The following is a 15700-nucleotide window of genomic DNA, read 5'->3' as shown; positions in this document are numbered from 1 at the left end:
TGTTTGAGGGTTCATTTTCAAGCAAGTGCAGAAAGTGGCACACCATTTTCCTTAAAAACTGCGCAGCACAGCCTGCGCTTTTTTTATGGCTAAATCAACCATTTTATACGCAGAAGACGACCTGGATGACCTCTACATTGTGGAGCAGGCGTTTGCCCCGTTTGCCGACCAGATCAACCTGGTGCATGTTACCGATGGCGGCAGTGCCCTTTCGTGCCTCGACCGGCTGTGTGCCGGCGGGCAGGAACCTTGCCTGGTTCTGCTCGACATCAACATGCCGGTAATGGACGGCTGGGAGGCGCTGCAAAGTATTCGCCGGTCGGATGCCACCAGCCACTTGCCGGTGGCTGTGTTTACCACATCTTGTCGCGATGCGGATGCGGAGCTGGCCAAGCAGTGGAATGCACGGTTTTTTACCAAGCCCGTTTCGTTCGATGATTTACAGCACCTGGCCAGCACGTTTATCAATATGTGCCGGCAAAAAGCTACCGGTAAATAAATGCCTTAGCGCCGGCGGCTTGTTGTAAGTGTGTTGATTATTGGCTAGCGAGCTGCCGGTTGTTTTATATGCATCTTTGTCCATCCAATTGCTTACTTGAAAATTACCCTCATGCTCATACATGTGCACCCACAAAACCCGCAGCCTCGCCTGCTGCGCCAGATAGCCGATGTGCTGCGGTCGGGCGGCGTTATTATTTACCCCACCGATACTATTTATGGCCTGGGCTGCGATATTCAACAGCAAAAAGCGGTGGAGCGCATTTGCCGCATCAAAGGTGTGGACCCCAACAAAGCGCAGCTTTCTTTTGTGTGCCACGACCTGAGCCACCTGAGCGGCTATGCCAAGCAATTGGGTACGCCGGTATACCGCACCCTGAAGCAGTACTTGCCGGGGCCTTACACGTTTATTTTGGGAGCCAGCAAACAGGTGCCCAAAATGCTGAAAACCCGCAAAGACACGGTGGGTATCCGTGTGCCGGATAATGCCATTGCCCGCTGCATTGTGGAGGAACTCGGCAACCCCATATTGAGCGCCTCACTGCCAGGTGAATACGTGGAGGAATACACCGACCCGGAGATCATTCATGATAAGTTTGGCAACCTGGTGGACCTGGTGATTGACGGCGGCATTGGCGGCATTGTGCCTTCGACTGTGGTGGATTTTACCTCGGATGAACCGGAGCTAATACGGCTGGGCGCAGGCGAATGGAATGGGTAAGGAATGGCGAACAGAGGATCAAGGAACAGACGAATGATGAAGTTTGGTAAGAATATCGAACAAGGAACAAGGAATATTGAATGAAGAAGGGAACAGCCGGCGGCAGAAAATTATGAATGAGAAATGATGAATTATGAGTTGGTAAGCCAGGCCAGCAAAAGGTGAAGAATATATTTTTAAACGGTGATCATCATAAAATAACGTAGTGGACATAGTCCACACCTGTTGGTAGCAAAGCATTTACAATTAAATTATTTTGGGCGTAGCCCAAACCTGTGCCCAATTTTTACACAGCATCTTCCGGTTACAGGGTTGATCTACGAACAACGGTAAAATTGAAAATGATGATGATTGTTTTACTACCAACAGGATTGGGCTACGCCCAAAAATCGATACAAGTTTTGCCGCACTGATAAGCAACCGACGGTGACTGATCAAAGCCTTTCACAACGTAATGCACGGAACCACCACCTGCAGCATCAATCATAAAAATCTTTCTTCACCACACAAATCACTGGTCACAAAAACACCGCCCAACATGAGCGGTGCCTTTGTTAACCTTCAACCATTCTTTTACAGCAGATCGTGTGATGTGCAGCAAAATGATAGACAACACATCCACTGCTTTCCGCTGCTTCGTATCAAAATTTTAACAACCATCTTTAGGCAATGGTTCAGTAGTGGCGTAATCGAGCCGGAACGAACGGCGGTGGTAAGTACAGGGCCCATGCAGGTTTAGTGCCTGCCGGTGGTCTTTGGTGGCATAGCCTTTATTTTTTCTCCAGCCATATTGCGGAAATTGTTCGTGCAGGCCGTTCATAAAATCGTCGCGGTAAGTTTTAGCCAACACCGATGCCGCCGCAATGGATGCATATTTGCCATCGCCGCCCACAATACATTGGTGCGGAATAAACGGGTAAGGTGTAAACCGGTTGCCGTCAATAAGCAATAGGCCGGGCTTGGTCTGCAACTGCTCCACCGCTAGGTGCATGCATTTAAACGAAGCTTTTAAAATATTGATCGCATCAATTTGCTCATGATCGAGGCTGGCAACGGCCCAGGCAATGGCCTGCTGTTCGATGATGGGCCGCAAGGTGTAGCGATCCTTTTCACTCAACTGTTTGGAATCATTGAGCAGCGGGTGGTAAAAGTTCTGGGGTAAAATAACAGCCGCCGCAAACACCGGTCCGGCCAGGCAACCGCGGCCCGCTTCATCGCATCCGGCTTCGGTAAGGGTGGTTTGGAAATAGGGTTGCAGCATTTTGAAGTCAAAAGTAAAAATTCAAAAATCAAAAATGTGATTTGAATTGGTTGACCCTTTTTGCCTTTTTATTTTTAAATTTTTACTTGCTCAATGGCATTTAAAATAATCAAACGCTTCGCTGCAATCGTTGCAGCGATACAGCGCTTTGCAGGCTGTAGAGCCAAACTGTGAAATCAATTCGGTGCGATATGAGTTGCAGCGTGGGCATTGAATTGTTTCATCGGAAAATAAATCCATGTTGCACACCTGCGGCTTGTAATGGGGTGGCGCAATGCCAAATGCTTTTAATTTTTCCTTTCCCCGTTCGCTCATCCAGTCGGTGGTCCATGCGGGTGAAAGTTGTTGAGTAATATGCACGTTTCGAAAACCTCGTTCAATCAGTTTTAGCCGAATGTCCATACTGATGGTTTCCATTGCAGGACAGCCCGAATAAGTGGGTGTGATCACGATGCGGATCGTCTGGCCCACTTCCGTGTTTTCCAATACCACATCCCGCACAATACCCAAATCAATGATGGAAAGCACCGGCACTTCTGGGTCTTTTACTTCCTCAAGTATCGGCCAAATCTGGGCCGCATCAACTGCTTTTATATCGTGTGATAAAAAATTCATGTGCACTCATTTGCTACCATGCTGCATTGGGATAAGCCCGTTGCAAAAATTGCATTTCGGCCAGCAGGTAACCCATATGTTCCGTATGTTTTCCTTCCTTGCCGCCCTGTTGAAAGGGTGTTGTTTGCGGAACGGTCAGGCCTGCCTGTTCAAACACCGCGTTCACAGTTTGCAGCCACTGGTCTTTGATGCCCTGCAAGTGCACAACAATGCCTGCTTGTGCTGCATCCGTTTCAAGGCCAGTTTTGGTAAAGAGTTCGCCGGTAAAGGGCCATAGTTCCTGCATTGCATTATTGATGCGGCGGTTGCTTTCATCAGTACCATCACCCAACCGGATCACCCACTCCGAGCTCCAGCGCAGGTGATAAGCCACTTCCTTCAACGATTTTTCGGCTATGCCTGCCAGTTGGTAATCGTTGCATTGCAGCAGTTGGTTGTACAGCTCTTTTTGATAAGCGCTAAAAAAGCACTGACGTAAAATGGTAAATGCCCAATCGCCCTTTGGCAATTCGGTGATCAGCAGATTGAGGTACTGGCGTTCATCGCGCAAAAAAGCAAGGTCATCTTCCTGCAGTTCGCGGCCAAAAGCTTTCCATGGCCGGGGCAACAAATGATCAACTAATGCTTTTGCACCACTATCCATTTCATTGTACAAGGCCGCCGCATGTGCATACAGGTTGCGGGCCTGGCCAACCAGGTCCAGCGAAATATTGGTAAGGGCAATATCCTGCTCCAATGCCGGCCCGTGGCCGGTCCACTCTGCATTGCGCTGGCCCAGTATGAGGACATTATCGGCCAGGTGCAACAGGTAAGAAAAATGCGTATAATTTGCCAAGCGTAACGTTTAAATAGTTCCAAATCCAATGATCCAAACGAAATCTGGCAATCCGCGATCACATATGGCCCACTTCATCGGGCAGGTCGTAAAATGTTGGATGCCGGTATACTTTATCGTTGGCCGGTTCATAAAAGCTTTCTGCATCATCGGGGTTCGATGCATGTATGTGCCGGCTTTCCACCACCCAAATGCTCACCCCTTCAAGTCGGCGGGTGTATACATCACGGGCATTTTCAATAGCCATTTGCGCATCGGCGGCATGCAGCGAGCCCACATGTTTATGATCGAGGCCCTGCTTGCTGCGGATGAACACTTCCCAAAGCGGCCACTCGGCCCCACCCCGGCCCTCCCCGGTGGAGAGGGCGTTTTGGAAACCTCCACTCTGGCTGTTTTTATCTGATACGTTCGGCATATCACCTCCGCCTTTGATGGCGTCGTAATCGCCGTAATAGTATTTGATTATTGATTGGTTCATTGTTGCTGTTTTACTTGTAGCTACTTACTCAAACGCAGCAAATTCTTTGTGCTCCTTCCCTTCTTCGTGCCTTTGTGGTTCAAAAAACTCACGCAGCTTGCAAGCTTTTTCGCTCCGCCCTTTTCCTTGCATGCGCCACGGCGGCATCCCGTACCCAGGCACCCTCATCCCAAGCATTGCGGCGTGCATCCAACCGCTCCTTATTGCAAGGACCATTTCCGCTCACCACCTGCCAAAACTCAGCCCAGTCTATTTTACCAAAATCATAATGCTTGCGTTCTTCATTCCATTTCAGGTCGGGGTCGGGCAGGGTAAGACCTAGCACTTTAGCCTGCTCAGCAATCATGTCCACAAAACGCTGGCGCAGCTCGTCGTTCGAAAACCGTTTGATCTTCCACTTCATGCTGGCCTCCGTGTTGGTGCTGTCGCTGTCGTGCGGGCCAAACATCATCAGGCTGGGCCACCACCAGCGGTTCAGGGCATCCTGCGCCATGGCTTTTTGCTCCGGCGTGCCCTGGCACAGCACCAGCAGGCTTTCAAAACCCTGCCGCTGGTGAAAGCTTTCTTCTTTACACACCCGTATCATGGCGCGGCTATACGGACCGTACGATGCACGGCAAAGCGGCACCTGGTTCATGATGGCAGCGCCATCTACCAGCCAGCCAATGGCGCCCATATCGGCCCAGGTAAGCGTGGGATAATTGAAAATGGAAGAATATTTGGCCTTGCCGCTGTGCAGCTGCTCAATCATTTCATCGCGGCTAATGCCGAGGGTTTCGGCAGCGCTGTACAGGTACAGCCCATGGCCGGCTTCGTCCTGCACTTTGGCCAGTAAAATTTGTTTGCGCTTTAGCGAAGGTGCCCGGCTGATCCAGTTGCCTTCGGGCAGCATGCCCACAATTTCGCTGTGTGCATGTTGCGAGATCTGGCGGATGAGCGTTTGGCGGTACTTTTCCGGCATCCAGTCTTTGGGCTCAATGCGGATTTCCGCATCAATCTTTTCCTGGAAAAGTTGTTCGGGTGGGGGTACAAGCATGTGCAATCGTTTGTCACCAAATGTACAAAATAGGGGCCTGATGGTTGGCAAGGGTATGGTAAAGTTGATTGCAGCAATTTTTATGTAGCCGGCTGCAGCAACGCCATTCAGCACCGGTTGCGTCGCACTCTTGTGCGGCTGTATCGCTAGTCGGCAACGGATCTGCCATTTTTCCCGCATTCCTGCTGTAGCTTCGCCTTTCAAACCTAGCCGTATGAAGCACCCGATTCAACAACGCGTTTGGCAACTGCTGGCATTGTTTACCGTGATCATGGTTTGCACTGCAGCCAGCTGTAAAAAAACCGGCAGCACTGCCCAACCCGAAACACCGCAACCGCCCACCACGCCGGGTACACCCAGCGGGGCCGAAGTTGCCTTTTGGCTCACCACCGGCAACCGCACCACCGAATTTAAAGAACAGCCCAAGCCCCGGTTTGGTGCCACGCCGGCTACCAGCCAGGCAGTAATTGATGTGTCCGGCACCCAAACCTACCAGCAGATGGACGGTTTTGGTTTCACCCTTACCGGCGGCAGTGCCCAGCACCTCATCCGCATGTCGGCACCGGCCCGGGCAGCCATTCTCCGCGAACTGTTCGATACCACCGGCAGCAACATTGGCATCTCGTACCTGCGGCTAAGCATTGGCGCATCCGACCTCAACGAAACCGTTTTTTCGTACAACGACCAGCCCGCCGGCGAAACTGACCCGGAAATCAAAAAGTTTGATTTTGGCCCTGACAAGCAGGATGTGCTGCCAGTGCTTAAGGAAATTTTAGCCATCAATCCAAAGATCATCATCATGGGATCACCCTGGTCGCCGCCGGTGTGGATGAAAGACAATGGCGATACCCGTGGCGGATCGCTCAAGCCCGAGTGGTACGATGCCTATGCCCGTTACCTCATCCGCTACATCCAGGAAATGAAAAAGGAGGGTGTTCGCATCGACGCCATCACCATTCAAAACGAGCCGCTGCACCCCGGCAATAATCCCAGCCTCCTGATGACCGCAGCGCAACAGGCAGCATTTATCAAGCAAAGCCTTGGGCCACAATTTAAGTCGGCCGGTATCGATACCAAGATCATTATTTACGACCACAACGCCGACCGCCCCGATTACCCGCTGGCCATCCTCAACGATCCCGAGGCAAAGAAGTATGTGGATGGCTCGGCCTTTCACCTGTATGCCGGGCCGATCACTGCATTGGGCCAAGTGCACGATGCCCACCCCGACAAGCATATTTATTTTACCGAACAATGGATTGGTGCACCGGGCAATTTTTCGGAAGACCTGAAATGGCATATCCGCACCCTGATTGTGGGCGCCACCCGCAACTGGGCCCGCAATGTACTGCAATGGAACCTGGCCAACGGCCCCGATAATAAGCCACACACCGACCGCGGCGGCTGTACGGCCTGCCTCGGCGGCATTACCATCAGCGGCGATGCTGTTACCCGCAACCCTGCTTATTACATTGTGGCGCATGCCGCCAAATTTGTGCGGCCCGGTTCGGTGCGGGTGGGCTCCAACGAAATTGGTGGGCTGCCCAATGTAGCCTTTCGCCGCCCCGATGGCAAGCATGTGCTGGTTGTTTTGAATGACGGCACTGTTGCGCGGAGTTTTGGAATCCGCCACAACGGGCAAACGGCGCTGGCCACTTTGGACGCCGGCGCGGTAGGTACGTTTGTGTGGTGAGGAGTCGGAGGTCCGAGGTCGGAAGACGGAAGAGGGTTGAAGATTGCAAAGACGGAAAAGTCGGAAAAGTCAGTAAAGACGGGAAAGAGGTTTACTTTTTTGATAAGGCCCTACAGGTTTGCGATTTGAACATTGCATACTTGTAGGGCTTTTGTTTTTATACCTGTATTTCCTTCGGACCTCGGACTTCCGTCTTCCGACTTACTTCGCGTCAAAATCCACCACCACGCTGTCCGTTGTGGGATGGCTTTGGCAAGTGAGGATAAAGCCGGCTGCAATTTCATCGGGCTCGAGGCCCCAGGCGGCATCCATATGCACAGCCCCTTCCAGCAGGCGGGCCTTGCAGGTGCAGCACACACCGCCTTTACAGGCATAGGGCAGATCTGCTCCCTGTTGCAGTGCCGCATCCAGTATGCTCTCGCCTTCTTTTGCCAGACCAAACTGAAAGCTGTGGCCATCCACCGTTACCTGTACGGAAGCCTGCGGCCCAGAGGGAGTTTCGGGTTTCAGATTTCGGTTTTCGGTTTTTTGGACTTGCCCCGGAACGGTAAACAGTTCGAAATGAATGTTGGCCGCCGCAACGCCCCGCTCCTGCAGCACATCCCTTACGGTGAACATCAGCTCCTCGGGACCGCACAGAAAAAACTCGTGGTTGTTTTTTACGTCAATCAATTTATCTAGTAAAAAGTTGGTTTTCTCCCGGTCAATGCGGCCGCTGTTGAGCGGTGTTTCCACCTGTTCGCGGCTAAGAATATGATAAATGCGGAACCGATGCAGAAACTTATCCTTTACCGCTTCCAGTTCTTCTTTAAAAATAATACTGCTTCGATTGCGGTTGCCATACACCAAGGTAAACGTGCTGCGCGGCTCGGTGTACAGTGCCGTTTTAATTAGCGAAAGGACCGGCGTAATGCCGCTGCCGGCTGCAAAGGCCACATAGTTTTTGGCTTGTTCCGGATGGAGTGCCGAGCCAAATTTGCCCACCGGTGGCATCACTTCCAGTACATCGCCCGCCTTAAGGCCCTCATTGGCCCAAGTTGAGAAATGGCCGCCTGCAACTTTTTTTACCGCAATGCGCAGTTCGCCATCCATTGGGCTGCTGCAAATAGAATAGTTGCGGCGTAACTCCTGTCCATTAAGTGTGGCGCGGATGGTCAGGCTTTGGCCGGGGGTAAAACGAAATATTTCCTGCAGGTGGTCGGGTACCGAAAAAGTAACGGAAACGCAGTCTTCGGTTTCGCGGCGTACGGAGGCAACCTTCAGGGGGTGAAAGTGGATCATAATAAAAGCAATCGTAAGCCGTAAAGATAGGCTTCGCTGCTTTTTGGCCCGAAAAGCAAAAACCGGTGAAAGGCTGTTTGCCCCACCGGTTTGCCTTTTTCAAGCTCCTGTTTGTAGTTGTTCTTAAAAATGAGACCGATGATGCGATGGCCGTCCTGATGGAAGCATGAATTCAATTTTGGGGTTTCAAATCACTTCTTCATCAAAAATGACACGCAAAATGTTTGTATAAATGCGGCCAGCTTTAAAAATAGCTTACTGCCGTTCCACTTTGTTTTGAATTTTGGGCAATGTTTTCAGGTAAGCGTAAATAGCTTTTGCCTCACCGTCGGTAAGGTAGGTGTACGGCATCATCGGCTCACGCAGGGCCTGGCCTTGCGGGGTGCGGCCATATTTCAGGGCCAGCACAAACTGGTCTTCGGTCCAATGGCCAATGCCGGTTTGCTCGTCCATGGTAATGTTGCGGGTATAAATGGCCTGCCCGCTGGCATTCAGCATTTTATTGCCGCCACCAAAATAACCGGCCGATTTTTCGGGCTCGTCGTAGTTGTTTTTGGCAAAATCCTGCGAGTGGCAGCTAAAGCACTCCAGTTGGTCCACCGCCAGGTAACGGCCCCAGGCAATTGTGTTCGAAGTATCGGGTTGGGCCACTGGGGTAGCGGGCACGCTGCCTGGTTTCATAGCGTTGATGGTGGAGAGAAACTTGGCCAGCAGCGAATATTTCGAATCTGGGTGGCGGGTATCGTCCGCTTTCACCCACGGGTCTTCGGAGCGTAAAAAGGCCACAATAGATTGCAGGTCTTCGTCGGAGGCATGGCTCAGTTTGGCCATAACGGGCAAAAACGTGCCATCGGGTTTGATGCCGGTGCGCAGCAGGTAAATCAGTTCGCCATCGGTCCATTTACCAATGCCCAGCTCGGGGTGTTGCGTGATGTTTTTTGAATAAATAGTTCCAAACTGCGGCACATCGCTCATGAGCCTGCCGGTAAGGCGGTTGGTGTTCGGATCGAGGTGGCAGCCATTGCACAACATGGCTGACAGCTTGTGGCCCTGCGCAATCCGCTCAGGGGTGGCCACTACTTTGGCCTCGGTAATTTTTGGTTCGTAACTGGGGATGCCGCGGATGGCAATAAAGGCTACAAAAGCACCTACCAGCACCACGATGGCGGCCAGCAGGTACAATGCATACCGCAGGACTTTTTTCATATGCAGTTAAATTTTCATGACAAAATATAAAAGCCCGCGGTGATTCAAAAGCGCGGCAGCCAAATATTATATGATTGGCGCATAGCATTGGAGCGGCGGCAAGGTGCTGGGCGCAAAAGCCTTTTTGGGCCAAGGCCAAAATGCTGTAGGTTTGCACCCCGTAAACAGTATAGGAATATCGAAGAAAGCGGCCCGAACGGCGCAGCATCAGAAAAAAGGTTCAGTACCGCCGGGCATAACCGGTATTCATATTTTGGTTCACGGTTCTGTTTTGCTGCACTGCTTACTGCTGCCCACTTTTAGCCCACCGGCTGGTATTTCCTACTCCTAACTTCAAACTTTGTACTAATTACTTATGTCCTTAATTGTTGTGGGCACCATGGCGTTCGATGCCATTGAAACCCCTTTTGGCAAAAGCGACCGTGTTATTGGAGGCTCAGCCACTTATGTAGCGTATGCCGCTGCCAACTTTGTGCAGCCCGTGCAGCAGGTATCCATTGTAGGTAACGATTTTCCGCAGGAGGAAATGGCCGAACTATCGCGCCGCGGCGTGGAGCTCGATGGCGTGGAAGTGGTACCCGACAAGCCCTCGTTTTTCTGGAGCGGCCGCTACCACATGGACATGAACACCCGCGATACGCTGGTAACCGACCTGAACGTGCTGGCCGATTTTGACCCCCAGATCCCCGAAAGCTACCAGGGCGCCGAGTTTTTGATGCTGGGCAACCTGATGCCAAGCCTTCAGAAAAAAGTGATTGAGCAGCTGAAAGAGCGGCCCCGCCTGATTGTAATGGACACCATGAACTTTTGGATGGAAATTGCATTGGACGACCTGAAGGAAGTGCTGACCATGGTGGATGTGCTGCTGGTAAACGACAGCGAAGCCCGCCAACTTACCAACGAGTTTTCGCTGGTAAAAGCCGCCAAAAAGATCCTGAAGATGGGCCCCAAATACCTCATCATCAAAAAAGGCGAACATGGTGCGCTGCTGTTTCATGGCGATAACGTGTTTTTTGCCCCGGCCCTGCCGCTGGAAGATGTGTTTGACCCCACCGGCGCCGGCGACACATTTGCTGGAGGCTTTATTGGCCATATTGCCCGCACCAAAGACATTTCGTACGAAAACATGAAAACCGCCATCATCGTGGGTTCGGCCATGGCTTCGTTTTGCGTGGAAAAATTTGGCCCCGAACGCCTGAAAGAAATTACCCGCGCCGATATTGACCGCCGCCTGCAACAGTTCCAGGAGCTGGTGAATTTTGACATCGAGTTGGTGTAGGGAAAGACGGAAGTCCGAAGTCAGAAGACGGAAGACGGAAAAGACAATATGATAAATCTAAAACAGGAGCATCCCGGTTGGGATGCTCCTGTTTTTATAATAGCGGGCAAATGTAATTGCTGTTTGACAGAAAATGACAAGGCATTTTAGTTGATTTGTAGGGCAACCAAAACCAACTGTCTTTTTATGGCTTCTTTCCCTTTCCACACTCAGGATACAGGCTTTACCATGCCGCACCACAGCGAAGAACCTACAGCTTACTATACCCTGTTCATACACTTTGAAGGCCAGCGGCATACCGTAACGGTTTATGAAATTGAAATGGACGGCTGGCACCTGTTTGAATGTTTTATCCCCGCCGCCGATACCGTGGTGTACCTGAGCCGGGAAGAAGGCGAAAACGACCTGCAATGCGTGGACATGGACGATGCCGCCGACGAACAATACGCTGCGCTGATCATTGAGGCGCTTAAGCCATTTGCCCGGGCAGGTTTGCAATAGCGCCGTATTCAATAATCCCTGTTGGCCCGCTCTTCATCAATATCGAGGTTGTGCGCATACACTTCGGCAGCCTGCTGCAGTTTTTGCCAGATCAATTGCTTCAGCACTTCGGGCTGGTGCACTTTTACTTTATCCAGGCCGTAGGCCAAAAATCCAATTAACTCGCGGCCAATGGTGCAGTGCAGGTGCAGCATGTAATTGCCACCTTCCAGCGGCACCCATTGCTGCGAGTGGTGCCAGAAATAGCGCATCCACGATTCGCCAAACCCTTTGGTAAATTCTATTTCGATGCGGTACACCTGGTCGTCAACCGGGTCTGAAACACCAAACAGCATTTCCATCTGGCCGTTGTAGGCAGCCTCCATGTTTTTCCGGTTAAACACGGTGTTGGTAAGCCGGAACTGCGTTTCCTTGTCCACCGGGAAAAGCATCAGTTTGTGTGCTGCATCAAGCCCCGAGATGTACGATCGGCCGCGGTGAAATACCAGTTGCATGGGGTACAGCTCCAAAGGAAAAGCACCGGGCGGCAGGTGCACATTTGCCGAATTGATGCCCACGTTTTCAATAGCGATCACCCGGTTGTTGTGCAGCGCCCAAATCAGCTCTTCAATCTGCTGGTGCTCTGCCTCGCCGTACATATGGTCGAAAAAATTGGTGCGGTGCAGGTACAGCTCGTTGGCCTGGATGTACTGCTGGTACTTGCTTTTGGAGAGGGCTTTGTAAATAACCTGCTCAAACTTTTCAATGGCGTCTTTACGCTGGTGCACCATGGTGGATGGCGCAAATGCTTTGAGCAAAAAAAACGAGTTGATATCGTACGGCGAAATGGGCTCTTCTCCCGCATCGTACTCCAGCTTCCAGGTTTTACGGTTTTTTTCGTCGGTAAATGTGATCACGTTTTCGCCCTTGGCGATGTGCAGGTTTTGCAACGTGTTCAGGTCGCGGTACAGCTGTCGGTCGCTTACCGGTATGCCGGCTCCTTTTGCCCACCTCGACACAATTTCGATGGTAACCGGCCCGCGGCGCAGGCGGTTATAAATTCTGATCAGGCGTTGTAATCGAACAGACATAGCCGGAAATTAACGCATATGTAGGGTACAAAAATCCAACCCGTTTCTGCCCGCCTTTTTGTGCGGCGCTCCGGTTCAACGGCCCATAAAAGCAATTCGTCGAAAAGAGGCGCACAAAGCGGTGTATAAAAGCTGCTGCAACTGTATAAAGCAGTAGCTTTCACCCGATTTTAGTATTATTGGTCATTACCCATAGTTCCGTAATCCCTTGAAAACCCAAAGCTATATCCGCATATTATTTGCCGTGCTGCTCATTGGTGCCGCCTCCGTTGTGGTAGCCCTGTTTCAAAATGCGCAGCGCACCAACGCCACATTCAACCTCGTTAATCATACCCACGAAGTAATCAGTGCCATCAACGACCTCAATACAACCGTATTGTCGCTGGAAACCGCCGTTCGGGGATATGTCATTACTGGCAACGGCACATTCATCAAAGATTTTGCAGCCACCACCAGCTCGCTGCACGAGCAGTCACAATTGCTGCAGCAGCTTACCAAAGACAACCCCGATCAGCAAAGCCACATCCAAAAGCTGCAGCAAACCATTGAAGACAAATCCAGTTTCCAGCAAAAAATCCTCAACGCTTATAACCATTCGCCAAAAGATGCGCTGCAACTGATTGCCAGCCTGCAGGGAAAAAATCTTTCCGATACGGCCCGAGCCTTGCTGCACCATATGGAGCGCCACGAGCGGCAACTGCTGCAACTGCGTATTACTGACAACCGCGAAACCACGCACAACCGGTTTATATTTTCGGTGTTTGTTATTGTGTTGTCGCTGGTGGCCATCACCATTGCGTTACAAAAAATAGCAAGGGCCAACCAGCTGCGGGCAGCAGCCGAACAAAAAGCAAGGGAGACCGAAGTGCGGTACCACAGCATGGTTGAAAATTCGGCGGTGGTGATGTACAGTGCCCGCCTCGATGGGCAGATTGATTATGTGAGCAGCAAATGCATACAGCTAACCGGCTATGATGCGGCAGAACTCAGATGCAAACCGATCACATTCCTGGTGCTGGAAGACTGGCAGGAAAGCGTGGCCCAACGATATAAGGAACAGATCCGCAACAAAACCCACGAAACACTGCATGTATTTCCCATCCGCACAAAAGATGGCGCCATCAAATGGGTGGAGCAAAGCATGGTGCTGCTCCTAAACGAAAAAGGCGTAGCCAGCGGCTTTCAAAGCGTGGTAAAAGACATTACTGAAAAACGCCTCGCCGAAGAAGCCCTAAAAATTGCCGCGCAGGAAATTGAAGCCAAAAAAGAAGAGTACCAATACCGGATGCAGTCCATTTTGGATAACATCCCAATGATCGTGTACATCAAAGATTTGGAAGGCCGTTACCTGATGGTCAACCGCAGGTTCCGCGAAACGTTTCTGCTCAACGACGACCAGGTTTTGGGCAAAGAAAACAGCGAAGTTTTTGCCGACGATGATATGGCCCGTGTGCTGGCATCGGTAGACAGACAGGTGATTAATAAGCTGCAGCCCGTTGAATTTGAAGACATGATCAACACCAGCCAAGGCAACCGCCACATGCTGGTAACCAAGTTTCCGCTGCTGGATCAGGCCAACAACATTTTTGCCATTTGCGGCGTGGATAAAGACATCACCGAAATGGTGGCGGGCCGCCAGCAACTGATTGATGCACGGCTGCGTGCCGAACGGGCCGAACGCCTGCAGGAAGAGTTTTTGGCCAACATGAGCCACGAGATCCGCACGCCGATGAATGGCATCATTGGCATGACCAACCTGCTGGAAGAATCGGCCTTGTCCGAAGACCAAAAGGAGTTTGTACAACTGATCAAATACTCTTCCAACACGCTGCTGGCCCTTATCAACGACATCCTGGATTTATCCAAAATAAAAGCCGGCCGCATGTCGGTGGAGCGCATTCCGTTCAGCGTTCGGGAAGTGGTAGACGAAGTGGTTTCCACGTTCCGCATCAAGGCGGCAGCCAGCAACGTAGCTGTTGTTACCACCATTGACAGCAACCTGCCGCAACTGTTGCAAGGCGACCGGCACAAGCTGGTGCAGGTGCTCAACAACCTGCTGGGCAATGCTGTAAAATTTACCGCACAAGGGCGCATATCCGTAACCGTTAGCATACTGGAGCAAAATGAAAAAAGCCTGCGCATGGGCTTTCGCGTGGCCGATACCGGCATGGGCATAGCACCGGAATACCGCGATTATATTTTTGAAAGCTTTGCACAAACCGGCAACGATACGGCCCGCCTGTTTGGCGGCACTGGCCTGGGGCTGGCCATCACCAAACGCCTGGTGGAACTGCAAGGCGGTACCATTGGCGTGGAAAGCCGCACCGGCGAAGGCTCTGTGTTTTTCTTTGATGTGCTGTACCTACATGCCGAATTGCCACAGGCACAACAGCAACTGGCAGGCGCCACCAACACCGCCGATAAAAGCATGCTGGCAGGCAAAAAAATATTGCTGGTAGAAGACAACCTCATTAACCAGAAAGTAACCTGCCTGCTGCTGCAAAAAGTGGGTGTGGTGGTAACCATTGCCGGCAATGGCAAAGAGGCTGTAGACCGGCTGGAAAGCGGCGAAACTTTTGACCTTGTGATCATGGACCTGCAAATGCCTGAAATGAATGGGCTGCAGGCAACAGCATACATCCGCAACAAGCTGCAGTTGCAACTGCCCATCATTGCCATGACGGCCAGCGCCCTGCGCAACGAACGGGAACGCTGCTTTGAAATGGGCATGAACGAATACCTCACCAAGCCGTTTGTACCCGCCGAATTGTTCCGGCAGCTGTGCCGCTTTTTGGGATGTGCCGGCGTGCCGGTGCAGGAGCGGGTGGTGGTAAGCAATAAAGCAAAGCCCGCCGAAATGTATAACCTGGCGTACCTGCACGAGTTGGAAGATGATGGCTACCTGGCCGAAACATTGACCTTGTTTTTGGAAACCACACCGGGCCAATTGGAAGAGTTGCGCCAAGGGGTACTGGAAGAACAGTGGGATGAAGTGCAGGCCCGGGCACACAAGCTCAAAAGCAGCCTAGGCATGCTGCAGATGACCAGCATGCTGGAACTCGCCGCCACTATTGAAAACTGTGCAAAGAACCGTCAGGACCTGGAACTGGTACTGCAAAAAGTAACCCGCCTCCAACAAAAATTTGAATTGGTACAACCGATGCTGGAAGCCGACCGGCAGAAAGTATTGTGCCCGCAATAAAAGATAATCCACACTATCCTAAAG

14 protein-coding genes are annotated in these 15700 nt (G+C 51.5%); 6 read left to right on the top strand and 8 right to left on the bottom strand.

Features of this window, described 5'->3' with window-relative positions; all coding sequences use genetic code 11:
- Positions 1-85 precede the first annotated feature (85 nt).
- Together DRJ53_RS06225 and DRJ53_RS06220 are read left to right on the top strand one after the other, a co-directional pair.
- Complete coding sequence (locus DRJ53_RS06225; RefSeq protein WP_114234725.1) at positions 86-499, top strand: response regulator; 414 nt, start codon at positions 86-88, stop codon at positions 497-499.
- 111 nt (positions 500-610) lie between these two features.
- On the top strand, positions 611-1219 hold the full coding sequence (locus DRJ53_RS06220; protein WP_114234781.1) for an L-threonylcarbamoyladenylate synthase: 609 nt from the start codon (positions 611-613) through the stop codon (positions 1217-1219).
- A gap of 649 nt (positions 1220-1868) precedes the next feature.
- Here DRJ53_RS06220 and DRJ53_RS06215 read toward each other — a convergent pair.
- The 5 genes from DRJ53_RS06215 to paaA form a co-directional block, all read right to left on the bottom strand.
- Entirely contained in the window at positions 1869-2480 is a 612-nt protein-coding gene (locus DRJ53_RS06215; protein ID WP_114234724.1) for a ribonuclease HII, read from the bottom strand.
- Between the two features lie 90 nt (positions 2481-2570).
- A complete protein-coding gene (gene paaD, locus DRJ53_RS06210; RefSeq protein WP_114234723.1) occupies positions 2571-3095 on the bottom strand; it encodes a 1,2-phenylacetyl-CoA epoxidase subunit PaaD in 525 nt (174 codons plus the stop codon).
- Between the two features lie 13 nt (positions 3096-3108).
- Positions 3109-3930, bottom strand: coding sequence for a 1,2-phenylacetyl-CoA epoxidase subunit PaaC (paaC, locus tag DRJ53_RS06205; RefSeq protein WP_114234722.1), 822 nt, complete (start codon positions 3928-3930; stop codon positions 3109-3111).
- Between the two features lie 58 nt (positions 3931-3988).
- Positions 3989-4408 (bottom strand): 1,2-phenylacetyl-CoA epoxidase subunit PaaB, encoded by a 420-nt coding sequence (paaB, locus tag DRJ53_RS21655; RefSeq protein WP_114234721.1) that lies wholly within the window; start codon positions 4406-4408, stop codon positions 3989-3991.
- Positions 4409-4496: 88 nt separating this feature from the next.
- Entirely contained in the window at positions 4497-5444 is a 948-nt protein-coding gene (gene paaA / locus DRJ53_RS06195; protein ID WP_114234780.1) for a 1,2-phenylacetyl-CoA epoxidase subunit PaaA, read from the bottom strand.
- A 214-nt stretch (positions 5445-5658) separates the two neighbouring features.
- Between paaA and DRJ53_RS06190 the strand changes: the two genes are divergently transcribed.
- Positions 5659-7137: a glycoside hydrolase family 30 protein gene (locus DRJ53_RS06190; protein WP_241558470.1), complete on the top strand. Its 1479-nt coding sequence runs from the start codon at positions 5659-5661 to the stop codon at positions 7135-7137.
- A gap of 201 nt (positions 7138-7338) precedes the next feature.
- Here DRJ53_RS06190 and paaE read toward each other — a convergent pair whose 3' ends face one another.
- Both paaE and DRJ53_RS06180 read right to left on the bottom strand, forming a co-directional pair.
- Positions 7339-8418, bottom strand: a complete 1080-nt coding sequence (paaE, locus tag DRJ53_RS06185; protein ID WP_114234720.1) for a 1,2-phenylacetyl-CoA epoxidase subunit PaaE — start codon at positions 8416-8418, stop codon at positions 7339-7341.
- Positions 8419-8673: 255 nt separating this feature from the next.
- The gene (locus DRJ53_RS06180) at positions 8674-9624 is read right to left on the bottom strand and encodes a c-type cytochrome (RefSeq protein WP_114234719.1); all 951 of its coding nucleotides are present in this window, start codon (positions 9622-9624) and stop codon (positions 8674-8676) included.
- Between the two features lie 355 nt (positions 9625-9979).
- Here DRJ53_RS06180 and DRJ53_RS06170 point away from each other — a divergent pair, with 355 nt between their 5' ends.
- Together DRJ53_RS06170 and DRJ53_RS06165 are read left to right on the top strand one after the other, a co-directional pair.
- On the top strand, positions 9980-10903 hold the full coding sequence (locus DRJ53_RS06170; protein WP_114234717.1) for a PfkB family carbohydrate kinase: 924 nt from the start codon (positions 9980-9982) through the stop codon (positions 10901-10903).
- A 186-nt stretch (positions 10904-11089) separates the two neighbouring features.
- Positions 11090-11404, top strand: a complete 315-nt coding sequence (locus DRJ53_RS06165; protein ID WP_114234716.1) for a hypothetical protein — start codon at positions 11090-11092, stop codon at positions 11402-11404.
- 8 nt (positions 11405-11412) lie between these two features.
- On the opposite strand, the gene DRJ53_RS06160 is transcribed toward DRJ53_RS06165, so the two are convergent.
- Positions 11413-12474: a helix-turn-helix transcriptional regulator gene (locus tag DRJ53_RS06160; protein ID WP_114234715.1), complete on the bottom strand. Its 1062-nt coding sequence runs from the start codon at positions 12472-12474 to the stop codon at positions 11413-11415.
- 208 nt (positions 12475-12682) lie between these two features.
- On the opposite strand from DRJ53_RS06160, the gene DRJ53_RS06155 reads away from it, so the two are divergent.
- On the top strand, positions 12683-15676 hold the full coding sequence (locus DRJ53_RS06155; protein ID WP_114234714.1) for a PAS domain S-box protein: 2994 nt from the start codon (positions 12683-12685) through the stop codon (positions 15674-15676).
- Positions 15677-15700: the final 24 nt, after the last annotated feature.

The sequence above is a fragment of the Paracnuella aquatica genome (assembly GCF_003332885.2).
In the GTDB taxonomy this organism is placed as follows: domain Bacteria; phylum Bacteroidota; class Bacteroidia; order Chitinophagales; family Chitinophagaceae; genus Flavisolibacter; species Flavisolibacter aquaticus.
The sequence above is the reverse complement of the archived record's forward strand: the minus strand, read 5'-3'. Positions and strand labels throughout refer to the sequence as shown.

What these genes read in the sequence shown, in the direction of transcription:
- DRJ53_RS06225 (WP_114234725.1), top strand. Translation starts at nt 86, where the DNA reads ATGGCTAAATCAACCATTTTATACGCAGAAGACGACCTGGATGACCTC.
- DRJ53_RS06220 (WP_114234781.1), top strand. Translation starts at nt 611, where the DNA reads ATGCTCATACATGTGCACCCACAAAACCCGCAGCCTCGCCTGCTGCGC.
- DRJ53_RS06215 (WP_114234724.1), bottom strand. Translation starts at nt 2,480, where the DNA reads ATGCTGCAACCCTATTTCCAAACCACCCTTACCGAAGCCGGATGCGAT.
- paaD (WP_114234723.1), bottom strand. Translation starts at nt 3,095, where the DNA reads ATGAATTTTTTATCACACGATATAAAAGCAGTTGATGCGGCCCAGATT.
- paaB (WP_114234721.1), bottom strand. Translation starts at nt 4,408, where the DNA reads ATGAACCAATCAATAATCAAATACTATTACGGCGATTACGACGCCATC.
- paaA (WP_114234780.1), bottom strand. Translation starts at nt 5,444, where the DNA reads ATGCTTGTACCCCCACCCGAACAACTTTTCCAGGAAAAGATTGATGCG.
- DRJ53_RS06190 (WP_241558470.1), top strand. Translation starts at nt 5,659, where the DNA reads ATGAAGCACCCGATTCAACAACGCGTTTGGCAACTGCTGGCATTGTTT.
- paaE (WP_114234720.1), bottom strand. Translation starts at nt 8,418, where the DNA reads ATGATCCACTTTCACCCCCTGAAGGTTGCCTCCGTACGCCGCGAAACC.
- DRJ53_RS06180 (WP_114234719.1), bottom strand. Translation starts at nt 9,624, where the DNA reads ATGAAAAAAGTCCTGCGGTATGCATTGTACCTGCTGGCCGCCATCGTG.
- DRJ53_RS06170 (WP_114234717.1), top strand. Translation starts at nt 9,980, where the DNA reads ATGTCCTTAATTGTTGTGGGCACCATGGCGTTCGATGCCATTGAAACC.
- DRJ53_RS06165 (WP_114234716.1), top strand. Translation starts at nt 11,090, where the DNA reads ATGGCTTCTTTCCCTTTCCACACTCAGGATACAGGCTTTACCATGCCG.
- DRJ53_RS06160 (WP_114234715.1), bottom strand. Translation starts at nt 12,474, where the DNA reads ATGTCTGTTCGATTACAACGCCTGATCAGAATTTATAACCGCCTGCGC.